The organism is Jatrophihabitans telluris, from assembly GCF_023516435.1.
In the GTDB taxonomy this organism is placed as follows: Bacteria; Actinomycetota; Actinomycetes; order Mycobacteriales; family Jatrophihabitantaceae; genus Jatrophihabitans_A; species Jatrophihabitans_A telluris.
Genome location: NZ_CP097332.1, coordinates 178,911 through 201,637 on the forward strand (window position 1 = coordinate 178,911; position 22,727 = coordinate 201,637).

Here is a 22,727-nt window from a genome sequence, read left to right on the forward strand (position 1 = left end):
ATCATGACTGAAGTACCGCCGCCCCCCAGCCACGACCGGGTCGAACCGGTCGACCTGCAACTGGAGATGCAGCGCAGCTTCCTCGACTATTCGATGTCGGTCATCGTCTCGCGGGCACTGCCCGACGTTCGCGACGGTTTGAAGCCCGTGCACCGCCGCGTCCTGTACGCGATGTACGACGGTGGGTACCGTCCCGATCGCGGTTACGTGAAGTGCTCGCGGGTCGTCGGTGACGTCATGGGTAACTACCACCCTCACGGTGACACCGCGATCTACGACACCCTGGTCCGGCTCGCCCAGCCGTGGTCGATGCGGGCGCCGCTGGTCGACGGGCAGGGCAACTTCGGCTCACCCGGCAACGACATGGCCGCCGCCATGCGGTACACCGAGGCCCGGCTCTCACCGCTGTCGATGGAGATGCTCCGCGACATCGAGGAAGAGACCGTCGACTTCCGCCCGAACTACGACGGGCGCTCGCAGGAACCGACCGTCCTCCCCTCGCGGATCCCGAACCTGCTGGTCAACGGCGGCGGCGGTATCGCGGTCGGCATGGCCACGAACCTGCCGCCGCACAACCTGCGCGAGGTGGCCTCGGGCGTGACCTGGGCGCTGGAACACCCTGACGCCACCCAGGACGAACTGCTGGCCGAGCTCATGCAGCGCATTCCGGGACCGGACTTCCCGACCAAGGGCCTGATCGTCGGCCGGCAGGGCATCGAGGACGCGCAGCGCACCGGCCGGGGCTCGATCCGGATGCGGGCCGTCGTGACCGTCGAGGAGGACGCCCGCGGGCGCACCATCCTGGTGGTCACCGAGCTTCCGTACCAGGTCAACCCGGACAACCTCATCCAGAACATTGCCGACTTGGCGCGCGACAACAAGGTCGCGGGGATCGCCAACGTCAACGACGAGTCCTCCGAGCGCATCGGCATGCGGATCGTCGTGCAGCTCAAGCGCGACGCCGTGGCCAAGGTCGTGCTGAACAACCTCTACAAGCACACTCAGCTGCAGACGACCTTCGGTGTCACGATGCTGGCGATCGTCGACGGCGTGCCTCGCACCCTGCGGCTGGACCAGATCGTCAGCTACTACATCGCGCACCAGGTCGAGGTCATCGTCCGGCGTACCAAGTACCGGCTCCGCAAGGCCGAGGAACGCGCGCACATCTTGCGCGCGCTGCTCAAGGCCATCGACCAGCTCGACGCGGTGATCGCGCTGATCCGCGCGTCGGCATCGGCCGAGGTGGCCCGTACCGGGCTGATGGAACTGCTCGACATCGACGAGATCCAGGCGCTGGCGATCCTCGATCTGCAGCTTCGCCGGCTCGCGGCGCTGGAACGTCAGCGACTGCAGGACGAGTACGCCGAACTGGAAGCGAAGATCGCCGACTTCAACGACATCCTGGCCAAGCCGGGCCGGCAGCGCTCGATCGTCCGGGACGAACTCGCCGAGATCGTGGCCAAGTACGGCGACGCGCGGCGCACCCAGATCATTCCGTTCGACGGTGACATGTCGATGGAGGACCTGATCGCGGCCGAGGACGTCGTCGTCACGATCACCAGGACCGGCTACGCCAAGCGCACCAAGACCGATCTCTACCGGTCCCAGAAGCGGGGCGGCAAGGGTGTGCAGGGTGCCGGGCTGAAGACCGACGACATCGTCGCCCACTTCTTCGTGTGCTCCACGCATGACTGGATCCTGTTCTTCACGAACAAGGGACGGGTGTACCGGACCAAGACCTACGACCTGCCCGAGGCCAACCGCAACGCTCGCGGTCAGCACGTGGCGAACCTGCTCGCGTTCCAACCGGACGAGCAGATCGCCGAGGTCATGACGATCAAGAACTACGAGGTGGCGCCCTACCTGGTGCTGGCGACGAAGTCCGGTCTGGTCAAGAAGACCAAGCTGACCGACTTCGACTCCAACCGTTCCGGCGGAATCGTCGCGATCAACCTGCGGCCTGAGGACGAGCTGATCGACGCGGCCCTCATCTCACCCGAGAACGACCTGCTGCTGGTGAGCAAGCACGCCCAGTCCATCCGCTTCAAGGCCGACGACGACACGCTGCGTCCGATGGGGCGCGCGACGTCCGGTGTCATCGGGATGCGCTTCTCCGCCGACGACGAACTGCTGGCCATGGAAGTGGTCGAGGAAGACACCGAGATCCTGATCGCGACCGACGGCGGCTTCGCCAAACGGACCAAGGTCGAGGAGTATCCGGTCCAGGGCCGAGGCGGCAAGGGCGTCCTGACTGCGCGTATTGTCTCGACGAGGGGTGGATTGGTCGGTGCCCTGACGGTCCAGCCTGAGGACGAGATCTACGCGATCACGTCGGACGGTGTGGTCATCAGGACATCGGTCGCGGAGGTCCGTCGTGCCCAGCGCCAGACCATGGGCGTCCGGCTGATGAATCTGCCGGAGGGCGTCGCGCTTGTCTCGATCGCCCGCAACGCCGATGAACCCGAGGAGCAGGAGTCCTAAACGATGACCGAGAGCCGTCCGCCGCAACGGACCGCTGGGGGCACCGTCAACCCTGATCCCGCGTCAGCCGGTTCCGCTGGTCCGTCCACCGAGCACGACACCACAGCTCTGCCTCGCGTTCCCGAGAGCGGTCAGTGGTCAGAGCCCTCACGGACGACGTCCGCGGGAGCCGCTGGCGACGCGCCGGTGGCGGACTCCGGCAACACCGGGCCGATCGGTTTCCCGGGTCTGGGCGCTGAATCGGCGGCCGCCGCGCCGGAGTCCGGCCGAAGCTCGCTCGCTGCCAAGATCAGCGGCGCCGCCGCGAGCGTGGCGGCCGGCACCGCGGCGGTGGCCAGTTCGGCGCGTAATGCGGTGACCGGTGCGCCGGCCGACGCTCCGACCACCGCGGTACCCCCGTTCGGTTCGACTGGGCCGGCAGCTGGCCCTGCGACTGGGGCGGCAACGGGGGCGGCAACTGGGCAGCGGCCGGAGACGGCTCCGCCGCCACCCCGGATCGGCCAGCCCGGGTTCAGCTCCAACTACGGCGCCGTCGGCGCACCTACCGGACCAGCAGGGGGAGGCGCAGTGGCGTCATCGAGCGGTTACAACTCGGGCGCTGTGGGCCTTGCCCCCGAAGCCGGCGGACCGGGAACGCCCCCCGGCGTCAACGCACCAAAGGCATCGAAGGCGACCAAGGCGGCGCGGGGCCGGTCGGCCAACCGGCAGCCGCGTAAGGCTCGGTTGACGCTGAGCCACATCAACGTCTACTCGGTGTTCAAGTTCTCCTGCGTGCTGGCGATCGCCCTTTTCTTTGTCTGGCTGATCGCGGTCGGAGTGCTCTACGGCGTCCTCGACGTCGCCGGTGTGCTGGACCGCATCAACCAGGCCGTCGGAAAGGTCTCCGGATCCACCACGTCCAAGAACGTCGTCACGGGCTCGATCGTCTTCGGCACGGCCATCATCATCGGTGCCGTCTACATCGTCCTGTTCATCGCTATCACGACGATCGGGTCCATGATCTACAACCTGTGCGCCGACCTCGTCGGCGGCGTCGAACTGACCCTGTCCGAGCGCGAGTAGCGCCCGCCGCTACGGGTGCGGCTGGCCTACAACCGCGGGAACAGCCGGGCGGGACTCTCTCCGGACTCGAAGACCTGGGCCGCTGGTCCGACGATCAGCGGATCCGGGCTTCCCACGAGGTCGAGGTCGCGTCCGTCGTAGTCAAGGGTCGCCAGCACATGTCGAAGCGCGTTGACCCGCGCCCGCTTCTTGTCGTTGCTCTTGACCACCGTCCACGGGGCGTCGGCGGTGTCGGTGTAGAAGAACATCGCCTCCTTGGCCTCGGTGTAGGCGTCCCACTTGTCCAGCGAGGCGAGGTCCATCGGTGACAGCTTCCATTGCCGGACCGGGTCGATCTGCCGGATGGTGAATCGGGTCCGCTGCTCGGCCTGCGACACCGAGAACCAGAACTTGACGAGCCGGACGCCACTGCGCACCAGCATGCGCTCGAACTCCGGCGCCTGGCGCATGAACTCCAGGTACTCGGCCGCGGTGCAGAACCCCATGACCCGTTCCACCCCGGCGCGGTTGTACCAGGAGCGGTCGAAGAGCACGATCTCACCGGCGGCCGGCAGGTGCGCGACGTAACGCTGGAAGTACCACTGGGTCTGCTCACGCTCGGACGGCTTCTCCAGCGCCACCACCCGGGCCCCGCGGGGGTTGAGGTGTTCGGTGAAGCGCTTGATCGTCCCGCCCTTTCCGGCCGCGTCCCGGCCCTCGAACAGCAGTACGACGCGCTGGCCGGTGGCCTTGACCCAGCTCTGCAGTTTCAACAGCTCGATCTGCAGCGCGCGCTTGCTCTGCTCGTACTCCTTACGAGTCATCCGGCTGTCGTAGGGGTAGTCCTGCCGCCAGGTCTCCACCGGGCGCCCGTCCTCGGCGAGCAGGGTCGGATCATCGAATTCCTCGGAGAAGTCCAGTCGCGACAGGTCGAGCGACGGGGCACCCGAGACCCGATGGATGTCGGCGTGAAACGGCTGCGCCTCGGCGGGCGCTTCGTGTTCGGCGGTCACCGGCCCATTCAACGCGCCAGATCACGGTAGGTCGAGACTCGGGGCGAGTCGGGTCGGGTCGGCTGGGCGAGCCGCGGCCGGTGGCCGCTGAAGCCACGGTGGGACCGGTTTGGGGGGACGGCGGTGGTCCGGGTAAGCTCTCTCCTCGCGTGTTCGTGCGGTTCTGGCTCGTGGAGATCCGGTCATGAAGACGTCGAAGAGGGGCCTATAGCTCAGACGGTTAGAGCGCATCCCTGATAAGGATGAGGCCGGAGGTTCAAGTCCTCCTAGGCCCACTCACTGCTCAGCCGACCACGGGCTCCCGTGGCCGCACGGTCAGGCCCGAGGGAGTGCGCATGAAGAAATTGCTCACCGTAATCGCGGGTATCGCCGCGTTCGTGCTGGTGAAGCGGAAGAAGGGGCAGGACTCGAAGGACGTCTGGCGAGACGCCACTCGATCGTCCTGACTGCTTCGCCGGCCACGCAATTCGGTGGCTGCTCGGGGACGTAGCTCAATTGGCAGAGCACTGCCTTTGCAAGGCAGGGGTTAGGGGTTCGATTCCCCTCGTCTCCACCCTCTCGGAGGTCCCGCAGCGCGGGGCCTCCGTTGCGTTTGGTGGGCCGTGGTGCCCGAATAGCCCGGCCGCCCGTGGACCCGTCCGACATACTTGACCCATGAAGTTCACGGCCGCCCTGGAACTCCACGGCAAGACGGCAACCGGGATCACGGTGCCACCCTCGGTCGTGGAGGCGCTCGGTTCGGGCAAACGTCCGAAGGTGGTGGTGACGTTCAACGGTTACAGCTACCGGACGTCGGTCGCCCCGATGGGCGGGCTGTATCTGATTCCGGTGCGGGCAGAGATTCGTGAAGCCGCGCAGGCGAGCGCCGGCGACGTGCTGGACGTGCAGATCGTGGTGGACGAGGCTCCCCGGACTGTGGACGTGCCAGACGATCTGGCCGCGGCACTGACCCCGGCCGCGCGGGCCCGATTCGACGCTTTGAGCTTCAGCCATCAGCGCGAGCACGTGGAATGGATCAGCTCGGCCAAGAAACCCGAGACCCGCGCGAACCGGATCGGCAAAACCGTCGAGAAGCTGTCGGCCGACACGTCGGTCTGAACTCGACCATAAGACCGGGACCGGGTCCAGGAGGGCACGTGCAGATCGATTTCGTCCGTTCACTACGGCCCACCCTCGGGGTCGAGTGGGAGCTCGCCCTCGTCGACAAGCAGTCCGGTGATCTGGTCTCGGTCGCCGAGCAGGTGCTCAACGCGGTCCGTCCGCACCAGGAGCCCGAGCATCCCAAGATCAAGCAGGAGTTGCTGCTCAACACCGTCGAGCTCGTGACCGGGGTCTGCCGCAACGCCGCGGAGGCGGCCGCCGATCTTGCCGCGAGCGTCGCCGAGGTCCGCGAGGTCATCGACCCCATGGGCGTCGAGCTGTTCAGTGCCGGGGCCCACCCGTTCGCCGACTGGCACCAGCAGCGCGTGACCGACTACCACCGCTACGCCACCCTGATCGACCGCACCCAGTGGTGGGGGCGGCAGATGCTCATCTACGGAGTGCACGTCCACGTCGGGATCTCCTCCGTCCACAAGGTGTTGCCGATCCTCAACGGCCTGCTCACCTATCACCCGCATCTGCAGGCACTGTCCGCGTCCTCGCCGTACTGGGGCGGCACCGACACCGGTTACGCCAGCAACCGCGCCCTGATGTTCCAGCAGCTGCCGACGGCCGGGTTGCCTTTCCAGTTCGGCGATTGGTCGGGCTATGAGAGCTACGTCGCCGACATGCTCACCACGGGGGTCATCGACGACCTGAGCGAGATTCGCTGGGACATCCGTCCGTCGCCCAAGCTGGGGACGATCGAGGTCCGGGTGTGCGACGGGCTACCGACCTTGGCCGAGGTCACCGCCGTAGCCGCGCTCATCCATTGCCTGGTCGTTTACCTCGACGGCGAACTGGACCGCCGAGGTTCACTGCCGACTCTGCCGCCCTGGCACGTCCAGGAGAACAAATGGCGGGCCGCGCGTTACGGCCTGGAGGCCGAGATCATCCTTGACGCGGCCGGACGTGAACGGCTCGTGACCGAAGAGCTCGCCGACCTGGTCGACTGTCTGACTCCGGTCGCCATCCAGCTCGACTGTGCCTACGAACTGGCCTCGGTGATGAACATCCTCACGTCCGGCGCCAGTTATCAGCGACAGCGCCTGGTCGCCGAGGCCAACGGCGGGAACTTGGCCGCGGTCGTCGACAGCCTGGTGCGAGAGATGCGCGCGGGACGTCCGCTGAGCTGATCACCCCGCGCCGGCGAGCACCGCCTGAACCTGGGTGGTCCGCCCGATCAGCCGGCCGGCGTCGTCGGTGAGGTCGACCTCAGCCACGATCGTGGTCCGTCCGGAGTGCAGCAGACGCGCGGCGGCTGTCACGGTTCCGCTACGCGCGGCACCCAGGAAGTGGGTCGCCGAGTCGATGGTGACCGTCCCGGCCGCTCCCTGGGGAAGATTCAGTGTGGCCAGCGCGGCGGCCGCCGAGTCCGCCAGGGTCATCAGTGCTCCGCCGTGCAACCCCCCGCCGATGGTGGTGCGCTCGGGTGTCACCGCCAGCGCCGCCACGACTCGTTCGGGAGTCAGCTCGGTGTAAATTACGCCCACGAACGCGGTGAAAGGCACCAGCGCGAGGATCTGATCATTGCTCAGCTGCATGACCGGTAGCCTGGCACGACGATGGACATCCTCGCGATCTGGCTGGGCAAGGTGACCCTGCTTGCGCTGCGCCTGCTGGGCCGGCGAGGCACCGCGCTTCCCGGCCTGGTGGTGGAGAAGGTCTTCCCCGGATTCCTGCCGCGTCGGCTCGGCGCGCTGGGCCAGGGCGTGGTCGTCGTGACCGGGACGAACGGCAAGACCACGACGACGAAGATGCTCGCGACGATCCTGGCCGAGCGTTACCGCGTCCTGACCAATGACACCGGCGGCAACTTCGTTCGCGGTGTCATCACGTCGGTGGTCGCGGGATCGTCATGGCGGGGCCGAACGGATGCCGACATCGCGGTTCTCGAGCTCGACGAAGCTCACGCCGTGCGGTTCTGCCAGGTCTACCGCCCCGAACGCCTCCTGCTGCTCAACGTGTTGCGCGACCAACTGGACCGCTTCGGCGAGATTGACACCACCGCCCGGATCCTGGCCAAGGTCGCAGCGGCGACCACCCGCGATGTCGTGGTGAACCGCGACGATCCCCGACTGGTCCGGCTGGCGGACGAGCTCACTGCCACCGTCAGTTACTTCGGGGTTGCCCCCGACCTACGCGAGTTGTTTCCCACGGATGAGGAGATGTACGGCGGAGCGATAGCCCTGTCCGACCTACGCGCTTCGGCCGAGCTGATGTCGGTGAAGCTGGGGATCACAACCGACGTCACGCTCCGGATCGCCTCGGCCACCGAGCGGGTCACCCTTCGGGCCGAGGGCGCGCACAACGCCCAGAACGCTGCCGGGGCGGCCGCACTCGCGCTGACCCTCGGCCTCGACCCGGCGACCATCACCGCCGGGCTGCGCAAGGTCGATCCCGCCTTCGGGCGCGGGCAGTCCTTCGAGATCGCCGGACGCCGAGTCGTGTTGCAGCTGGTGAAGAACCCTGCCGGCTTCCGGCAATCCCTGCGGACGGTGGCGGGACTGGATCCGTCGGCGACCGTGATCGCCATCAACGACGACTACGCCGACGGGCGCGACATGTCCTGGCTTTGGGACGTCCAGTTCGCCGACGTCCTGGGCGCGCCGAGTGAGGAGAGTACCGAGGAAACCGGCGAAACCCGCTCCGGGACGCGAGCCGGCTGGCTGGTTACCAGCGGCACCCGGGCTGCTGACATGGCAGTGCGACTGCTGTACGACGAGGTCGCCACGGATCTGGTCGAGCCCGATCTGACCGCAGCGGTGCGCGCGGCGACGTTTCACGTGAAACCGAATCAGACAGTAGTCGTTTTCTCGACCTACACGGCTATGTGGTCACTTCACAAAGTGCTCGATCGGCTGGTCGACGAGGCTCCACGGCTGGGACCCCGCCCGTCCTGAGCCGGCCGGTCCTTAGTCGCGTGGTCCTGAGCCACCCTGCGGCGATCGAGCCGGGCATCAGCCCGCGGAATCGTCGGCTACCGGGTGCAGATGGCGGGGTGCCGGTCGTCGCGCCGGTGCGGACGGTTCGGCTTTCGCGTCGTTCGAGATCGGAAGCGAGACAGCCGCGTCGAGTCGTGTCAGCACGTCGTGTCCGGCTGCGGTCGGCGACAGGAGTAGGCCCCGGCGGTCTTCAGGATTGCGGTCGCGGCGTGCGAAGCCTTTGCGTTCCAGCCGATCCAGCACCACGGTCATCGAGCCGGTGGTCAAGGCGAACAGGTCTGACAACTGGTGCGGTGTCGGAGCCGATCGCGCTGCGATCTCAACGAGGATCGCGAGTTCCTTGCCGCTGAGTCCCTCGACTCGAGCGTGGGCGTCGAAACGTATCCAGGACAGTTGCAGCTCACGCAGACTCTCGGCCTTGCGATTCTCGGGCACGTCGTTTCACCTGTCGTTTCCAGCGAGCTGTTCAGTGATCGGCATACCCCTGCGCTTGCTGGGTGCTGCGGCGATGTGCGCTCACCACGACGAAATCGATCCACCGCACGACGGAAGTCGATGCTCGGACGGTATCGGCAAGGCCAGGGGTAACGGTGGCGCCGGCACCCCCGTGCGGTGCCGGAACGACCTCCGGGTACGGCCGGGCAGCGATTCGTTCCCCCGTACGCTGCCCGGCCGTGACGACCGCGTAGCCCCCGTGCCGCGCGGTCTGTGTGGACAACGCCCCGACCGCGTCGACATGACGCCGAAGGACCGAGTGAGCCCGCCCACAGCGAACTGGCGGATACCCTGGAGCGATCATGAGCAGCTTGACCTTGGTGCATCTGTACCCGCGCGAGATGAACATCTACGGCGACACCGGCAACGTGCTGGTGCTACGCAAGCGTCTGCAGTGGCGTGGCCTCTCGGCCACCGTCGTGCCGATCAACGTCGGTGATCCGCTCCCCATCGAGGCCGACATCGTGCTCGGCGGCGGTGGCCAGGACGCGGCCCAGGGTGACATCGGCGCTGACTTCGTGCGGCGCGCGAGCACGCTGCGAGCGATGGCCGACGACGGGGTCGTGATGCTCACCATCTGTGGCACCTATCAGATGCTGGGCCACGAATTCCTGACCAAGGACGGCATTCGCATCGCCGGCACCGGCGTGCTGGATTTGGTGACCAAGGGCTCTGACGAACGCCTGATCGGCAACAACGCCGTCGACACCGAGTGGGGACGCATGGTGGGGTTCGAAAACCACAGCGGTCTCACCGAACTGGGTTCCGGGGCGCGCCCACTCGGGCGAACCAGCGCGGGGCGGGGTAACAACGGACTCGATCTGACCGAGGGCGCCGTCCGCGACAACGTCTTCGGCACGTACCTGCACGGGCCGGTGCTGGCCAAGAGCCCAGGATTCGCCGACGAACTGTTACGTCGCGCCTTCGCGCGCCGGGGCAGCAGCTCCGAACTGTCGGCACTCGACGACGACCTGGTGCTCAACGCCGCCACCGTGGCCGCCGGACGTCCACGATGACCCTCACCGCCCGCCTGCCACGCTCCGGCGCGGCCAGTGCAGCCACCGCGGTGTTGCTCGCCGGGGCGTTACTGACCGGGTGTGGCGGGTCGGGAGGGTCGTCGGGATCCGCGATGACGCCGACCCCGTCCAGCACTCCCGCGCCCACGGGTCTTGGTGGTGGCGCTGGTGAGAGCGGCTCGACGAGTCCGTCCCGGTCGACGCTGCTCACTACGCCGCACCCGACGCTGAGCGTCGCCGCCAAGGCCGACGAGATCGACAAACCCTGCCCGTACGCCGGTCTCGACGCGATGCGGGACGCCGAGGGGGACCGCACCAACCGCTCGGTCGAGCTCAAGTCGGCGGGCGGGACTCCGGTGGGTTGTCGCTACTACTTCGAGTACGACGCCGCGGTCGTCATCGCCGAGGTTCGCATCCAGCGCTTCGGCACGCCGACCGAGGCGTTCAACGCGATAGTGGACCTGGCGCGCACGCATCCGGAGTTCGTCGAGAACAAGAGCATCGGTGACTTCGGTTCGGTGACTCTCAAGCTTCCGCTACAGGGGACGAGCACCTGGGCGTGCCTGTTCTCCAAAGGGAATCTGGCCATCACCGCGCACACCCGGCAGACCGTCGTGAGCCAGGACGCCCGCAACGTCGCCACGTTGATCGCGCCGAACGTCCACTGAGCGGGCGCACCCGTCGGGTGTCCTCCGATTCCATCCGGTGCCGTTGCCGTATTCGGGGGGCCGTCGTCGTGTCCGGGGGTCGTGAAAGGATGGATCGGCAGTTTTCCCCTCTGAGTAGGAGTCCTCTCTCGTGACCACTGCAACCCAGATCGCCACCCTGCACACCAACAAGGGCGACATCACGATCAACCTGTACGGCAACCACGCCCCGAAGACGGTGAAGAACTTCGTCGAGTTGGCCACCGGCGCCAAGGAGTGGACCGACCCGCGCAACCGCCAGAAGTCGACGGCGAACCTGTACGACGGGACCGTCTTCCACCGCGTGATCGAGAACTTCATGATCCAGGGCGGCGACCCGCTCGGTCGTGGCACCGGCGGACCGGGTTACAACTTCGCCGACGAGTTCCACCCCGAGCTCACCTTCGACCGGCCATACCTGCTGGCCATGGCCAACGCCGGGCCCAACACCAACGGCAGCCAGTTCTTCATCACCACGGCGGCGACCAGTTGGCTCAACTTCAAGCACAGCATCTTCGGCGAGGTCGCCGACGCCGACAGTCGGGCCGTGGTCGATGCCATCGGCACGACGAAGACCGGTGCGGGCGATCGACCGGTGGACGACGTCGTCATCAACTCGGTGACTATTTCCGAACTCTGATCGTTAGCCGTCCATGCAGCCAGTTGAACCACCGCACGCCGGTGGGTACCCGCCCGAACCGCCCGGGCAGTTCCCTCGGTGCTATCGCCATCCGGATCGAGAGACCGGCGTGCGGTGCGTTCGCTGTGACCGCCCGATCTGCGGAGAGTGCCAACGTCCGGCATCCGTAGGCTTCCAGTGCCCCGACGACGTGAAGGCCGGGCAGGCCTCGGTTCGCAGCGCGCGGACCCTGTTCGGAAGCCGCGCGGGTTCCGGGGCGACCGTGCCGACGGTCACGTACGCGCTGATCGCGGTGAACGTGGCGGTCTACATCCTGACGGCGGTCCAGGCCAACGGAAACTTCGTCGACAACTACACCGGCTCGCTCTTCCAGAAGTGGGAGATGTGGCCGGACGGTGTGGCCTACAACCACCAGTGGGTGCGCCTGGTCACCAGTGCGTTCCTGCACTACGGACCGTTGCACATCCTGTTGAACATGTGGGCCCTGTACGTGGTGGGCCCCGGCTTGGAACGGGCGATGGGCTGGTGGCGCTACCTGGCCGTCTACCTGCTCGCGGCGCTCGGGGGGTCGGTGGCGACGATGCTGTTCGCCGCCCCGGCCGGCGGCTCGGTCGGCGCCTCCGGGGCGATCTTCGGACTCTTCGCTGCGGCCTGGCTACTGCAACGGGTGACCCGGATGGACACCCGGCCGCTGACCATCACCATCGTGGTGAACTTCGTCTTCACATTCTCGATCCCGCAGATCTCCAAGACCGGGCACGTCGGCGGCTTCGTGATCGGCGGACTGGCGACGGTGGCGTTGCTGGGGTGGACCACTCGGGCGATGAGCAATTCCGCGATGCGCAAGCGGACACCAGGCGTGCAGGCGGCCAGCCTCGCGGGCATCTTGATTCTGCTGCTGGGGTTGACCCTGTTCCGCGCGCACCAGCTCGCGACGAGTCCGATCGTCCAGGGGCTGGGGACAACCGGCGCGGTTGTCCACAGTGTGGATGAGCCTGGGGAGAATTACAGCCGTGTAATCACAGCGGTGGAAGAAGCTGTGGACAACCGGGCGAGAGCTGGGATCAGCGCCAGCGAACGGCCATGATCAGGCCGGACAGCAGGAAGACGAACCCGACGCCGAAGTTCCAGCTGCCGAGGTCCTTCATCAGGGGGACGTGCTCACCCGCCATGTAGTACACGACGATGTAGGCCAGGCCGACGACCAGCAGAACCACCAGGGTGACGGGGTACCAGGTCGGGCTGGGCCGGAGCTGCTTGTTCGACGCCGACGGGCCACTGGCCGCCGCGGGGGTGGCTGAGTAGCTCGGCTTCTTGCGAACCTTGGACTTGGGCACCGGTCTCTCCTGAACACTGAGTGGTGGAACAGCAGCTAGCGTAAACGACATGTTCCGCCTGAGCAGCCTCCCGCGCTGGGTCGGGGTCCCGTCGCGGCGGCCGGAGCCGGGACGAACCCGCGATGTGTGGACCGTCCTGGTTCCCGTGGTCGCGTTGCTGGCGGGACTGCTGGCCGCCACGACGGCCCACACGGCCCGGGGGACCGATCTGCGCTCGGCCGGTCGGACAGACGTGGCGGACCTCGTTCGCGCCGCCGAGGCCCGCGGCAACGGCCAGGACGCGCAGGTGAAGCAGTTGCAGGCCCAGGTGGCGGCCGACACGAACAACCTGGCGGTCTCCGACGCCACCATCGCCGCGATCAACACCAAAGCCGCTCCGCTCCGGCTGCCCGGCGGCCTGATCGCGGTCTCCGGTCCGGGGCTGACGGTGGTACTGGACGATTCCCACCAGAACATCACCGATCCGAAGGTGGATCCCAACTGGCTCGTCGTCCACCAGTCAGACATGCAGGCCGCGGTCAACGCGCTGTGGGCCGGTGGCGCCGAGGCGATCCAGGTGATGGACCAGCGCCTCATCCAGACCAGCGCGATCCGCTGTGTCGGCAACACCCTGCTGCTCAACGGCCGGGTGTACTCACCGCCCTTCACCATCGCCGCGATCGGGCCGGCGCCACAGCTGCGCCGCGCCCTGGACGCCTCGGTGAATCTCAGCCAGTACCGGCAGGATGCGCAGTCATACGGCCTGCGCTACAGCGTCGACAACCAGAAGAAGATCTCGATCGGAGCTTATGAAGCCCCGATCGCGCTCGATTACGCCAGTATTGGCGGTTGAACGGCGCCGGCGACCGTCCGGTAGCGCAGCACGGCAACGAGCACGGACGATCGAGGATGGGGCAATGACGAGCAAGACAACCGGAGGCTGGGACTTCGGCGCGTCTGGGGCCAGCGGGCCCGGGGCGCTCGGGGCGACCCCGCCGGTAGAGCCGCCCGGTGGTACCGGCTTCGGGACGGGCTCTGCGCCCTCCGGCGACGGCCGCCCGCGCGGCCATGGTGCCGGCGACGCCGTGCGCACCGTCGTCCGGGGAATCGGTCAGCTGCTGATCACCCTCGGTCTGGTCCTCCTGCTGTTCGTCGTCTACGAGGTGTGGGTGTCCAACATCTACGCCCACCAACGCCAGGACAAGGTCAAGAACAACTACCAGGCCGCGGTGGCCAAGGGCCAGGATCCACTCAAGGGCCAGGACCGGCTGAACCTCCCGTCGGGCAAGCAGGTCGTGCTGCCCGCGGGTCAGGGCTTTGCCAACCTCTACATCCCGACGTTCGGCAAGGACTTCGCCTGGACCATCGTGGAGGGAACCAACGACGCCGACCTGGAGCGGGGTCCCGGCCACTACCCCGGCACCGCCATCCCAGGTCAGATCGGGAACTTCTCGGTGGCCGGGCACCGCGTGGGCAAGGGCGAGCCGTTCCTGAACCTCGACCAGCTGAACCCGGGCGACGACATCGTCGTCCAGACTGCCGCGAACTGGTACGTCTACCAGGTGCTGGGCGACAAGAGCCTGCTGAAGTCCAAGGGACAGGCGGTCGCGCTCGGCACGGCCGATTCGCAGGGTGTCGTCGGCCGGGAGATCGTGTCGCCGAGTCAGGTCTCGGTCATCGACAAAGTGCCCGATCATCCCGACGCCAGCCCCAGCCGAGCGTTGCTCACCCTGACCACGTGCCATCCGAAGTACACCGCCAATCAGCGGCTGATCATCCACGCGGCGCTGGTGCGGTCCGTGCCGGCGAAGGGCAGCGCCACGCCCAAGGAAATGGCCGGAGGGACGCTCTAACGATGTACGTCTGGATCTGGCGTCACCTGCCCGGGCCGATGGCCCTGCGGATGCTGCAAGTCGTGCTCCTGGTGGCGGCCGTGTCGGCGCTGCTGTTGTTCGTGGTCTTTCCCTGGATCGAGCCGAAACTGCCGCCCAACCCGATCACGGGCCCCGGGACGGTCAGCCAGTAGCCGGTCCCTGATCGCCCCTGGATCCCGTCGACGACCTCGGGTGCCGGGCCGGTCGGACTCTGGGATGATGGTCGCCGTGACCCGCATCCTGGTCGTCGACAACTACGACAGCTTTGTCTACAACCTCGTCCAGTACCTGTTCCAGCTCGGGGCCGAGGTCGAGGTCCGGCGCAACGATGCGGTCAAGCCGTCCGAGCTGGCCGATCTCGGGGTGGACGGCGTCCTGATCTCGCCCGGTCCCGGAACCCCGGAGGACGCCGGGGTGAGCATGGAGATGGTCACGGCCGCGGCCGATGCGGGACTGCCGCTGTTCGGGGTGTGCCTGGGCCACCAAGCGATCGGGGCCGTCTTCGGTGGCGTCGTCGAGCGCGCACCGGAGTTGCTGCACGGCAAGACCTCACTCGTCGAACACGCCGGGGCCGGTGTCCTGGCGGGTCTTCCGCAGCCCTTCACAGCTACCCGCTACCACTCCCTGGCGGTGCGGGAAGACAGCTTGCCGGACGAGATCGAGGTGACCGGACGTACCGCCACCGGGGTCGTCATGGCCCTGCGGCACCGGGTTCTGCCCATCGAAGGCGTGCAGTTCCACCCCGAGTCCGTGCTGACCGAGGGTGGGCACCGGATGCTGGCCAACTGGCTGGAGCGGTGTGGTGGGATCGCCGACTGGGACCGGGTGGCCGAGCTCGGGGCGCAACTGGACACCCTGCGGGAGCAGGCCTTCGTCACCTCTGCCTGAGCTCGCCAGTAGGTTCGTGAGACATGAAGGCAATAGTCGCCACCGAACCCGGCGGTCCAGAGGTCCTGTCCATGGCCGAGGTCGACCCACCGACGCCCGGTGTCGGCGAGGTGCTGCTGGACGTAGCCGCCACGGCGGTCAACCGAGCCGACCTGATGCAGCGGGCCGGCAACTACCCGCCGCCGCCGGGAGCCTCGACGATCATCGGCCTGGAGTGCAGCGGAACCGTCGCCGCGCTCGGCCCGGGAGTGACGGGCTGGGAGATCGGTGACGAGGTGTGCGCGCTGCTCAGCGGCGGCGGGTACGCCGAGCAGGTGGTCGTACCGGTCGGCCAGCTCATGCAACGCCCGGACGGACTCGACGCGGTGCACGCGGCCGCGCTGCCCGAAGTGGCCTGCACCGTCTGGTCGATGGTCTTCGACCAGGCCGGTCTCGCGCCCGGGGAACGGTTCCTGGTGCACGGCGGCTCGTCCGGCATCGGCACCATGGCCATCCAGCTCGCCAAGGCGATGGGCGCCCAGGTCTTCACCACCGCGGGGACGGAGGCCAAGCGGCAGGCCTGCCGCGAGCTTGGTGCGGATGTCGCGATCGACTATCGCAACGTCGACTTCGCCACCGTCATCGCGGACGAGACGCACGGCGCGGGGGTGGACGTCATCCTCGACACCATCGGGGCGAAGTACCTACCGGGCAACGTCGGGTCCCTGGCCTTCGGTGGCCGGATCGCGGTCATCGGAATGCAGGGCGGCGTGGTGGGCGAGCTGAATCTCGGGGCCTTGATGGCGCGCCGGGGTTCGATCTACGCCGCCGGCCTGCGAGCCCGGCCCCTGGAGCAGAAGGCGACGATCGTCGCCGGTGCCCAGGCGCACGTGTGGCCCCTGATCGCTCAGGGCCTGGTTCGTCCGATCGTTCACGAGGTGCTGCCGCTGGCGGAGGCGGCTCGCGCTCACCGCATCGTGGAGGCGAGCGAACATGTCGGAAAGGTCGTACTTTCCGTTCGGTGATCGTGAAGGGCTTTTCGGAATCTGCGGGCTATTGCGGACACCCTCGTCCTGACCTATGTACCAGATAAGAACTCCCTTCTAGAGTCCCTCCCGTCCTGGGGCGCCAAACAGCTGGCGCGGTTTGGTAGACAGATGGGGGACAGAATGAACAAGTATTTGACGTTGCTGGCGTCCACCGCCTCGGCCGCTCTGGTGGCTGGACTGGTCGCCGCACCCGCGTCGGGTCAGACCCGAATCGCCCATCCGAAGGCCGCGCCGCCCCCGATCAAGCTGGTGGCCGGCGGCCTGAGTGGGCCGCTGTCGATCAGCTTCAGCCCGACCGGGCGGCTCTATGCCTCTGAGGCGGCCGTCGGCGACGTCACGCGGATCAACCTCAACGGCAGCAAGAAGACTGTTGCCTCGGGCATCCAGGGCTTGGCCGGCATTTCCGCCGGGCTCCGCTACGTCTACGCCGTCCAGGGCTTCGTCCCCGAGACCGGCGGCACGCAACCGGGCAAGGCCCCGCTGCTCAAGATCGACAAGCGCGGACACGTCACCGAGGTGGCTGACCTGTTCCAGTACGAACTGGCGCACAACCCGGACGGGCAGGCCCAGGGCGATCCGTCCGACCCGAACGCGGACTCGATCTCCAACCCGTTCGCCGTCCTCGCCCAACCCCACCGGGTCCTGGTCGCCGACGGCGGAGCCAACGATGTGCTGTCCGTCGACGGCAAGGGTCAGGTGAGCACGTTCTTCGCGCCCCGCAACATCAACGAGGGCGTCTGCGCGGGTGCGCCGAACAATGATCCGCAACACCCGGGGTGCGACCCCGTACCGACCGGTCTCGCGGTTGGGCCGCACGGTGACATCTACGTCTCCGGCCTGGGTGCGGAGGCGCCTGGTGCAGCCCGGGTCTGGCGTCTGGACGGCCGGACCGGCCAGGTGAAGCAGGTCTGGAAGGACCTCACCGACGCGACCGGTGTCGCGGTGGGTCCGGACGGAACGATCTACGTCAGTGAACTGTTCTACGGCGTGGACGTCTCCGACCCGAACGCCGATCCGACCAAAGCCGGGCGCATCGTGCGCATCGCTCGTGACGGGCACCGGACGTACGCGCCGGTGCGGCTGCCGGGAGGCCTCGCGATGCACCACGGCAAGCTCTACGCGACGCAGTTCTCGGTGCTCGACCTCTTCCTCGGCAGCACCGGCTCCGGTCAGATCGTGACGGTGTCGCCCAAGGCGTTCGTGGCGGGCGCGACCGGCTGAGCGCCCCGCCGTGACTGGTTTTGGCGTGGATGCCGTAGTCGAGGCGTCCACGCCAAAACCGTGTCGCGGGGTGCCCGTGCGGCCGGCCGGGGCGTTGGGCAGACTGGGAGGATGAGCATTCCGAGCAGCGAGGCCGAAGCACAGCCGGACGACGAACCGCGCGTGGTCGTGGTGGGGCGTGGACCGTCCCCGGGGATGTCCGCCGGCGAGCGCGAGGAGGACGATCTGACCGCTCAGGTCGAGCAGCCGGCGAAGGTCATGCGGATCGGCACCATGATCAAGCAGTTGCTGGAGGAGGTACGCGCCGCACCGCTGGACGAGGCCGGCCGTCGCCGGTTGGCCGACATCCATCAGTCCTCCATACGAGAACTCGAGGACGGCCTGTCCGACGATCTTCGTGAGGAACTCGACCGGCTCACTTTGCCCTTCGCCGACAACGAGGTTCCCAGCGAGGCGGAGCTGCGCATCGCCCAGGCGCAGCTCGTGGGATGGCTGGAAGGGCTGTTTCACGGCATCCAGACCGCCCTGTTCGCGCAGCAGATGGCCGCCCGGGCTCAACTGGAACAGATGCGGGGCCGGGCGCTACCCGGCCAGGTCGGGCCGGGCGGCGGCCTCGGATCAGGCAGCCTGATCGGCCAGCCCGGGCTGGGCGATCCCGGCGTCGAGCACGAACACGGGACCGGCCAGTACCTGTGACCGCTCCGGCCATGGGGTGTCGCCGGGGTGAGGCGATGCCGGACGCGCCGATGCCGGACGCGCAGATGCCGGACGCGCCGATCGATGCCGGTCGGCCCGATCAGGAACCGCGCGCGTGATCAGGACCGTCGGTTGCTCGATCGTCGTCGAGGTCCAGACCAGCGCCCGGCTCGTGCTGCAGGTCGGTTCGGCTGATCTGCCGACAAAGGACGGCGTGCTCGAACGGACCGAGGAACTGGCGTTCAGTCTCGACGGCCGCCCAGTGGAAGCGGTGTCCTTACCTGCGCCGCACGGCGGCCGCTGGCACGTCCTGGACGTCGATCCTGGGCGCTTCGAGTGCCAGTACCAGGCTCGGTTGAGCGGTCGTCTCCCCGCACCGAGCCTGCGACCCGGAGAGGACATCAGTTATCTGCACGCGAGTCGCTACGCCGAGTCCGACCGGCTGTTCGCGTTCGCGCGCGCCGAGTTCGCAGGCCTGGGCCGGGGCCACGAATTGCTCGCTGCCGTAAGGGAGTTCGTCAACGGCCGCCTGTACTACCTCTCGGGCTGGAGCCGTCCGACCGACGGTGCGGTCGACACCCTGCTCGCCGGTCAGGGCGTCTGCCGGGACTACGCGCATCTTGTGCTGGCGCTGCTGCGGGCATTGGACGTACCGGCACGGATGGTCGCGGTGTATGCGCCCGGCCTGTCTCCGATGGACTTCCATGCCGTGGCGGAGGCCGCGGTGGATGGCCAGTGGTGGGCCGTGGACGCCACCGGACTCGCGCCGCGTTCCAGCCTCGTCCGGATCGCCACCGGGCTCGACGCGACCGACACCGCGTTCCTGTCGAGCTATCGCGGTGACATCCGCATGCTCGAGCAGTACGTCACGGCCTACTCCGACGGGGACCTGCCCGTCGACGATCACCGGGGCGCCCAAGCGCTCGGGTGATCAGGACAGGATCGACCAGATGAGGTGGGCGACCGCGTCCTGCTCGTTGGTGCGTTGGAGCACCGTGCCTGCCGCGCGCCGGGCCGACGGATGGGCGTTCGCGACGGCGTAGGACGCACCGGCCCATTCGAGCATGGGCACGTCGTTGGGCATGTCACCCACGGCCGCCACCTCGTGGCGATCGATACCGCGCGAGGCGGCCAGAGCTGCCAGGCCGGAGGCCTTGGTGATACCGGCGGCCGAGATCTCCACCAGCGCGCTGTGTCCGGACCGCGTGACCGTGACCGTCTCGCCGACGAGTTCCTCGACCAGGCCCATGAATTCGTCGGGATCCATCTCGCGTCCCTTGCCCAGGAGTTTCACCGCCGGCTTGTCGAGCAGGGCTTCGAGTTCGGCCTCGGTGGCCTCCGGCAACTGGCGGCCCTGGCGGTCGGTCGACGGCAGGATGTCCCAGTCGTGGGTGTATTCCGCTTCGTAGGCGAAATCGTGGCCGTACTCCATCGCGAAGCGGATTTCCGGAATCTTCTCGCGCAGGACCGCGGTCACCTCGGCCAGGATGTCGGCTGTCAAGGGGTGCGAATCAATGATGGTCTCGGTGTGCAGGTCGTAGCTGAGCGCCCCGTTGGCGCCGACCGCGATCCCGGTGTGACCGGTTTCCAGCGCGACCTCGTGCAGCCAGCGCGGAGGCCGGCCGGTCACGAACGCCACCACGAATCCGCGACGTTCCGCCTCGGCCAGGGCCCGCCTGGTGGCGTCGCTGACCGTGCTGTCCGAGCGCAGCAGAGTGCCGTCCAAGTCGGTGGCCAGCATGCGTATCACCATCCCAGGCTATCCGTCGGCCGGCGCAGCGACCGCCGGGACCGCCTGAGTCCGACCGAGCCCGCCCGGTTCGGGTCCGTGACGTAGCGGGCAGCTATCACAAAGCAACCGAGATCCACGTTCCATCGCTGCTCCACCAGGACCGGCCGCTCCGGCCGACCCCTAGCCGACGGCATACCCTTTCGGCGTGACCTCCGTGGACCGGCTGCCCATCAAGATGCTGCACGACCGCGTGCTGGTGAAGACCTCCGCCGAGGAGGGCGAGCGTCGTTCGTCCGGCGGCATTCTGATCCCGGCCACCGCCCAGGTGTCGAAGCGATTGGTCTGGGCCGAGGTTCTGGCGATCGGAAACCACGTTCGTGCGGTGGAACTAGGCGACAAGGTGCTGTTCTCGCCCGATGACCGGCACGAGGTCGAGATCTCCGGCGAGTCCTATCTGCTGTTGCGCGAGCGCGACATCCACGCGGTGGCCGCGAAGCGCGTGGACACCAACACCGGTCTGTACCTCTGAAGGTCCAGCTGTCCGACGCGGAGTGCCCGGACTCAACGGCGCTCCGCGGTGCACTTACACCAGGGGGTACCGCTCTTCGACTCCCGCATCGTTGCCGAACCGGTAGTAGCGCACGACGAGCTGGTCGCCCGCGTGTTCGTCGGCTGTCGATGCTGTGGTCCAGAAGCTCGTCACGTTTGTCCGCAGCACCTCGCAGTGGACCTGCGTGGTCGACCTCGGGGTACAGCGGAGGCCGTTGGCGCTGACATCGACGAGCTGCCAGTTCCCCGGCGCCCAGACGTTGAACGACAGGATGTGAGACAGGCTAGGCATCGTCGACTGGATCCGCCTGGGTTTCGGCGTCGGCGTCGGTGTGGGCGTCGGTGTCGGTGTGGGCGTCGGTGTCGGCGTGGCTGTGGAAGTGGGCGTCGTGGTGATCAGGGGCGGCGCAACCGGCTGAGTGGGCATCGGTGTCGGTGCTGGTCCCGTGCCGTGAGTCTCGGTGGGGCCGACACTGGGGCTACCCGGCTGCGGGGTGGCGGCCGACGGCGCTGAGGACGGACGGTACGAGGGCGAGCGCGTCGCGCTTGGCGGGTTCTGAGAGTGGGTCGTGGCCGGGCCGCTCTGAACCGGGCGCGGCGGCGTGCTGGTTGTCGATCCTGGGCGGACAGGGGTGATCACCGGACTCATCGAACGGCTCTGGCCCCCCACCCGGATGGATTCCGGCGACTCCGCCGCGGTCGGCTTGGCGTGACTCACCACCGACTGATGGGACGGCCGCTGGTGACTGAGCGATACTGTCGTGACCACGGCGCCGGTGCTCAGCACGGCGGTCGCGGCGACGAGTAGCGGCTTGGCCGCGAGACCGAACATCTTCATCCCGGCTGTCCCCGCAGCCTGCACCCCCGCCCCCGAGAAGCCCGTGCTGACGGCCGACGCGCCGGCGCCGGTGGCCGTCCCGGAACCGGCTGTCCCGGAACCGGCTGTCCCGGAACCGGCTGTCCCGGAACCGGCTGTCCCGGAACCGGCTGTCCCGGAACCGGCCGTCCCGGAACCGGCCGCCGCGGCCGCACCGTTACTGGCCGACAGCAGGCCGAGGCCGTTGGCGGCGAGGTACTTGTTCGCGAAGTAGACACCGCCGAGCAGGATGGGTAACACGATGGCCCGCATCGACCGGTTGAGCTCCCCGATCTCCAATGCCGCCGCCGTGCACCGCTCACACTCCGACAGGTGCGACTCGACCGCCGCCGCCTCGCGCGCGGACAGCGATCGCCGCTGATGGGCGGGTAGGCGGCGCAGAGTCTTGTGGCAGTCCTCGCTGTCGGCTTCGAGCACGCTCGCCTGCAGGAAGGCCTGGCGCAACCCCTCGCGGGCGCGCATCGACAGCGCGGCTACGGCGTTCGGGCTCGCGCCGAGGATGGGGGCGACCTCCGATGGGGGGCGCTCTTCGATCAGGGTGTGCCACAGCACCGTCTGCCATCGCTCGGGCAACGCGCTGTAGGCCTTCCAGACGGTGCGTGCTTCCAGCGCTTCCAAAGCTCCGTCGTCGGCGGCACCGGCAGCGCGGACGTCCAGATCGCTGTCCTCCCCCGTGAGGCCGACACGCTTCTCGTACCGGGTGGCGACGTCGATCCGGATTCGCTTGACCGCCGTGCACAGATAGGGGCGAACGTTCACGTCCGGTCCACCGCCGGCCTGCAGGAGCCGCAGCAGCCGGGTGAACGCCTCGGAGACGAGATCCTCCGCGCCGGAGTCGGAGACGAACTGGCGGGCGTAGCGCAGGACTGCGGCGTGATGCCTGGACCACAACTGGGCGTAGGCCGAGCTGTCTCCACCCCGGACCGCCGCGATCAGCTCGGCGTCGCTGGCGGCCACCTCGTCGGCAGGCAGGGAGTCGACGGCCGGTTCGTTCTGCATCTCAGACCTTCTTCTGGTGCACGCGCGCTGCACTTCACGCGATCGGGACGGGTCGGGCCACGTCGTTGGCGGGAGAGCTGCGGTGCCGGC

At 67.9% G+C, this 22,727-nt stretch carries 26 protein-coding genes and 2 tRNA genes; 21 read left to right on the top strand and 7 right to left on the bottom strand.

What is annotated here, in order from left to right; translation table 11 throughout:
• The first annotated feature begins 3 nt into the window (after positions 1-3).
• Entirely contained in the window at positions 4-2,481 is a 2,478-nt protein-coding gene (gene gyrA, locus M6D93_RS00810) for a DNA gyrase subunit A (protein WP_249772178.1), read from the top strand.
• Positions 2,482-2,612: 131 nt separating this feature from the next.
• Here gyrA and M6D93_RS00815 read toward each other — a convergent pair whose 3' ends face one another.
• A complete protein-coding gene (locus M6D93_RS00815) occupies positions 2,613-2,867 on the bottom strand; it encodes a hypothetical protein (RefSeq protein WP_249772180.1) in 255 nt (84 codons plus the stop codon).
• A 181-nt stretch (positions 2,868-3,048) separates the two neighbouring features.
• Between M6D93_RS00815 and M6D93_RS00820 the strand changes: the two genes are divergently transcribed.
• Entirely contained in the window at positions 3,049-3,543 is a 495-nt protein-coding gene (locus M6D93_RS00820; RefSeq protein WP_249772182.1) for a DUF3566 domain-containing protein, read from the top strand.
• Positions 3,544-3,569: 26 nt separating this feature from the next.
• On the opposite strand, the gene ppk2 is transcribed toward M6D93_RS00820, so the two are convergent.
• Entirely contained in the window at positions 3,570-4,451 is an 882-nt protein-coding gene (ppk2, locus tag M6D93_RS00825; RefSeq protein ID WP_347343720.1) for a polyphosphate kinase 2, read from the bottom strand.
• A 285-nt stretch (positions 4,452-4,736) separates the two neighbouring features.
• Between ppk2 and M6D93_RS00830 the strand changes: the two genes are divergently transcribed.
• The 5 genes from M6D93_RS00830 (at position 4,737) to M6D93_RS00850 (ending at position 6,811) form a co-directional block, all read left to right on the top strand.
• Positions 4,737-4,810 (top strand) — tRNA-Ile (locus tag M6D93_RS00830).
• Positions 4,811-4,870: 60 nt separating this feature from the next.
• Positions 4,871-4,981 (top strand): DLW-39 family protein, encoded by a 111-nt coding sequence (locus tag M6D93_RS00835; RefSeq protein ID WP_249772186.1) that lies wholly within the window; start codon positions 4,871-4,873, stop codon positions 4,979-4,981.
• 34 nt (positions 4,982-5,015) lie between these two features.
• Positions 5,016-5,088 (top strand) — tRNA-Ala (locus tag M6D93_RS00840).
• A 101-nt stretch (positions 5,089-5,189) separates the two neighbouring features.
• Positions 5,190-5,633 carry a YdeI/OmpD-associated family protein gene (locus M6D93_RS00845; protein ID WP_249772188.1) on the top strand — a complete coding sequence of 148 codons (444 nt, stop codon included), beginning with the start codon at positions 5,190-5,192 and terminating at the stop codon, positions 5,631-5,633.
• A gap of 38 nt (positions 5,634-5,671) precedes the next feature.
• A complete protein-coding gene (locus tag M6D93_RS00850) occupies positions 5,672-6,811 on the top strand; it encodes a glutamate--cysteine ligase (protein ID WP_249772190.1) in 1,140 nt (379 codons plus the stop codon).
• On the opposite strand, the gene M6D93_RS00855 is transcribed toward M6D93_RS00850, so the two are convergent.
• Positions 6,812-7,219 carry a PaaI family thioesterase gene (locus M6D93_RS00855; protein ID WP_249772192.1) on the bottom strand — a complete coding sequence of 136 codons (408 nt, stop codon included), beginning with the start codon at positions 7,217-7,219 and terminating at the stop codon, positions 6,812-6,814.
• Between the two features lie 21 nt (positions 7,220-7,240).
• Between M6D93_RS00855 and M6D93_RS00860 the strand changes: the two genes are divergently transcribed.
• Positions 7,241-8,578: a Mur ligase family protein gene (locus M6D93_RS00860; protein WP_249772195.1), complete on the top strand. Its 1,338-nt coding sequence runs from the start codon at positions 7,241-7,243 to the stop codon at positions 8,576-8,578.
• A gap of 57 nt (positions 8,579-8,635) precedes the next feature.
• On the opposite strand, the gene M6D93_RS00865 is transcribed toward M6D93_RS00860, so the two are convergent.
• Positions 8,636-9,055, bottom strand: coding sequence for a MarR family winged helix-turn-helix transcriptional regulator (locus M6D93_RS00865; protein WP_249772197.1), 420 nt, complete (start codon positions 9,053-9,055; stop codon positions 8,636-8,638).
• A 362-nt stretch (positions 9,056-9,417) separates the two neighbouring features.
• On the opposite strand from M6D93_RS00865, the gene M6D93_RS00870 reads away from it, so the two are divergent.
• The 4 genes from M6D93_RS00870 (at position 9,418) to M6D93_RS00885 (ending at position 12,544) form a co-directional block, all read left to right on the top strand.
• A complete protein-coding gene (locus M6D93_RS00870; protein WP_249772199.1) occupies positions 9,418-10,131 on the top strand; it encodes a type 1 glutamine amidotransferase in 714 nt (237 codons plus the stop codon).
• On the top strand, positions 10,128-10,799 hold the full coding sequence (locus M6D93_RS00875) for a hypothetical protein (RefSeq protein ID WP_249774255.1): 672 nt from the start codon (positions 10,128-10,130) through the stop codon (positions 10,797-10,799). Before M6D93_RS00870 ends, M6D93_RS00875 begins: the two co-directional genes overlap by 4 nt.
• Before the next feature lie 130 nt (positions 10,800-10,929).
• Positions 10,930-11,457 (top strand): peptidylprolyl isomerase, encoded by a 528-nt coding sequence (locus M6D93_RS00880; RefSeq protein ID WP_249772201.1) that lies wholly within the window; start codon positions 10,930-10,932, stop codon positions 11,455-11,457.
• A 190-nt stretch (positions 11,458-11,647) separates the two neighbouring features.
• Positions 11,648-12,544 (top strand): rhomboid family intramembrane serine protease, encoded by an 897-nt coding sequence (locus M6D93_RS00885; RefSeq protein ID WP_249772203.1) that lies wholly within the window; start codon positions 11,648-11,650, stop codon positions 12,542-12,544.
• Here the strand turns inward: M6D93_RS00885 and M6D93_RS00890 are convergent.
• Entirely contained in the window at positions 12,522-12,794 is a 273-nt protein-coding gene (locus M6D93_RS00890; protein ID WP_249772205.1) for a cell division protein CrgA, read from the bottom strand. The two genes, M6D93_RS00885 and M6D93_RS00890, sit on opposite strands and share 23 nt — an antisense overlap.
• Before the next feature lie 49 nt (positions 12,795-12,843).
• Here M6D93_RS00890 and M6D93_RS00895 point away from each other — a divergent pair, with 49 nt between their 5' ends.
• The 8 genes from M6D93_RS00895 (at position 12,844) to M6D93_RS00930 (ending at position 19,411) form a co-directional block, all read left to right on the top strand.
• On the top strand, positions 12,844-13,626 hold the full coding sequence (locus tag M6D93_RS00895) for a DUF881 domain-containing protein (protein WP_249772207.1): 783 nt from the start codon (positions 12,844-12,846) through the stop codon (positions 13,624-13,626).
• A 64-nt stretch (positions 13,627-13,690) separates the two neighbouring features.
• Complete coding sequence (locus M6D93_RS00900; protein ID WP_249772209.1) at positions 13,691-14,626, top strand: class E sortase; 936 nt, start codon at positions 13,691-13,693, stop codon at positions 14,624-14,626.
• Positions 14,627-14,628: 2 nt separating this feature from the next.
• Entirely contained in the window at positions 14,629-14,799 is a 171-nt protein-coding gene (locus M6D93_RS00905) for a hypothetical protein (protein WP_249772211.1), read from the top strand.
• Positions 14,800-14,866: 67 nt separating this feature from the next.
• The gene (locus M6D93_RS00910; protein ID WP_347343721.1) at positions 14,867-15,535 is read left to right on the top strand and encodes an aminodeoxychorismate/anthranilate synthase component II; all 669 of its coding nucleotides are present in this window, start codon (positions 14,867-14,869) and stop codon (positions 15,533-15,535) included.
• 23 nt (positions 15,536-15,558) lie between these two features.
• On the top strand, positions 15,559-16,539 hold the full coding sequence (locus tag M6D93_RS00915; protein ID WP_249772215.1) for an NAD(P)H-quinone oxidoreductase: 981 nt from the start codon (positions 15,559-15,561) through the stop codon (positions 16,537-16,539).
• Between the two features lie 144 nt (positions 16,540-16,683).
• The gene (locus tag M6D93_RS00920) at positions 16,684-17,784 is read left to right on the top strand and encodes a ScyD/ScyE family protein (RefSeq protein ID WP_249772217.1); all 1,101 of its coding nucleotides are present in this window, start codon (positions 16,684-16,686) and stop codon (positions 17,782-17,784) included.
• Positions 17,785-17,895: 111 nt separating this feature from the next.
• Positions 17,896-18,480 (top strand): bacterial proteasome activator family protein, encoded by a 585-nt coding sequence (locus M6D93_RS00925; RefSeq protein WP_283818623.1) that lies wholly within the window; start codon positions 17,896-17,898, stop codon positions 18,478-18,480.
• 115 nt (positions 18,481-18,595) lie between these two features.
• Positions 18,596-19,411 carry a transglutaminase-like domain-containing protein gene (locus M6D93_RS00930; RefSeq protein WP_249772219.1) on the top strand — a complete coding sequence of 272 codons (816 nt, stop codon included), beginning with the start codon at positions 18,596-18,598 and terminating at the stop codon, positions 19,409-19,411.
• Here M6D93_RS00930 and M6D93_RS00935 read toward each other — a convergent pair whose 3' ends face one another.
• Positions 19,412-20,221, bottom strand: a complete 810-nt coding sequence (locus M6D93_RS00935) for a Cof-type HAD-IIB family hydrolase (RefSeq protein ID WP_249772221.1) — start codon at positions 20,219-20,221, stop codon at positions 19,412-19,414.
• Positions 20,222-20,447: 226 nt separating this feature from the next.
• Here M6D93_RS00935 and M6D93_RS00940 point away from each other — a divergent pair, with 226 nt between their 5' ends.
• Entirely contained in the window at positions 20,448-20,741 is a 294-nt protein-coding gene (locus M6D93_RS00940) for a GroES family chaperonin (RefSeq protein ID WP_347343722.1), read from the top strand.
• 54 nt (positions 20,742-20,795) lie between these two features.
• On the opposite strand, the gene M6D93_RS00945 is transcribed toward M6D93_RS00940, so the two are convergent.
• Complete coding sequence (locus M6D93_RS00945; RefSeq protein WP_249772225.1) at positions 20,796-22,637, bottom strand: sigma-70 family RNA polymerase sigma factor; 1,842 nt, start codon at positions 22,635-22,637, stop codon at positions 20,796-20,798.
• Positions 22,638-22,727 lie beyond the last annotated feature (90 nt).

What these genes read in the sequence shown, in the direction of transcription:
- M6D93_RS00860 (WP_249772195.1), top strand. Translation starts at nt 7,241, where the DNA reads ATGGACATCCTCGCGATCTGGCTGGGCAAGGTGACCCTGCTTGCGCTG.
- gyrA (WP_249772178.1), top strand. Translation starts at nt 4, where the DNA reads ATGACTGAAGTACCGCCGCCCCCCAGCCACGACCGGGTCGAACCGGTC.
- M6D93_RS00925 (WP_283818623.1), top strand. Translation starts at nt 17,896, where the DNA reads ATGAGCATTCCGAGCAGCGAGGCCGAAGCACAGCCGGACGACGAACCG.
- M6D93_RS00835 (WP_249772186.1), top strand. Translation starts at nt 4,871, where the DNA reads ATGAAGAAATTGCTCACCGTAATCGCGGGTATCGCCGCGTTCGTGCTG.
- M6D93_RS00845 (WP_249772188.1), top strand. Translation starts at nt 5,190, where the DNA reads ATGAAGTTCACGGCCGCCCTGGAACTCCACGGCAAGACGGCAACCGGG.
- M6D93_RS00915 (WP_249772215.1), top strand. Translation starts at nt 15,559, where the DNA reads ATGAAGGCAATAGTCGCCACCGAACCCGGCGGTCCAGAGGTCCTGTCC.
- M6D93_RS00935 (WP_249772221.1), bottom strand. Translation starts at nt 20,221, where the DNA reads ATGCTGGCCACCGACTTGGACGGCACTCTGCTGCGCTCGGACAGCACG.
- M6D93_RS00940 (WP_347343722.1), top strand. Translation starts at nt 20,448, where the DNA reads ATGCTGCACGACCGCGTGCTGGTGAAGACCTCCGCCGAGGAGGGCGAG.
- M6D93_RS00855 (WP_249772192.1), bottom strand. Translation starts at nt 7,219, where the DNA reads ATGCAGCTGAGCAATGATCAGATCCTCGCGCTGGTGCCTTTCACCGCG.
- M6D93_RS00875 (WP_249774255.1), top strand. Translation starts at nt 10,128, where the DNA reads ATGACCCTCACCGCCCGCCTGCCACGCTCCGGCGCGGCCAGTGCAGCC.
- M6D93_RS00895 (WP_249772207.1), top strand. Translation starts at nt 12,844, where the DNA reads ATGTTCCGCCTGAGCAGCCTCCCGCGCTGGGTCGGGGTCCCGTCGCGG.
- M6D93_RS00920 (WP_249772217.1), top strand. Translation starts at nt 16,684, where the DNA reads ATGAACAAGTATTTGACGTTGCTGGCGTCCACCGCCTCGGCCGCTCTG.
- M6D93_RS00945 (WP_249772225.1), bottom strand. Translation starts at nt 22,637, where the DNA reads ATGCAGAACGAACCGGCCGTCGACTCCCTGCCTGCCGACGAGGTGGCC.
- M6D93_RS00910 (WP_347343721.1), top strand. Translation starts at nt 14,867, where the DNA reads ATGGTCGCCGTGACCCGCATCCTGGTCGTCGACAACTACGACAGCTTT.
- M6D93_RS00870 (WP_249772199.1), top strand. Translation starts at nt 9,418, where the DNA reads ATGAGCAGCTTGACCTTGGTGCATCTGTACCCGCGCGAGATGAACATC.
- M6D93_RS00905 (WP_249772211.1), top strand. Translation starts at nt 14,629, where the DNA reads ATGTACGTCTGGATCTGGCGTCACCTGCCCGGGCCGATGGCCCTGCGG.
- M6D93_RS00900 (WP_249772209.1), top strand. Translation starts at nt 13,691, where the DNA reads ATGACGAGCAAGACAACCGGAGGCTGGGACTTCGGCGCGTCTGGGGCC.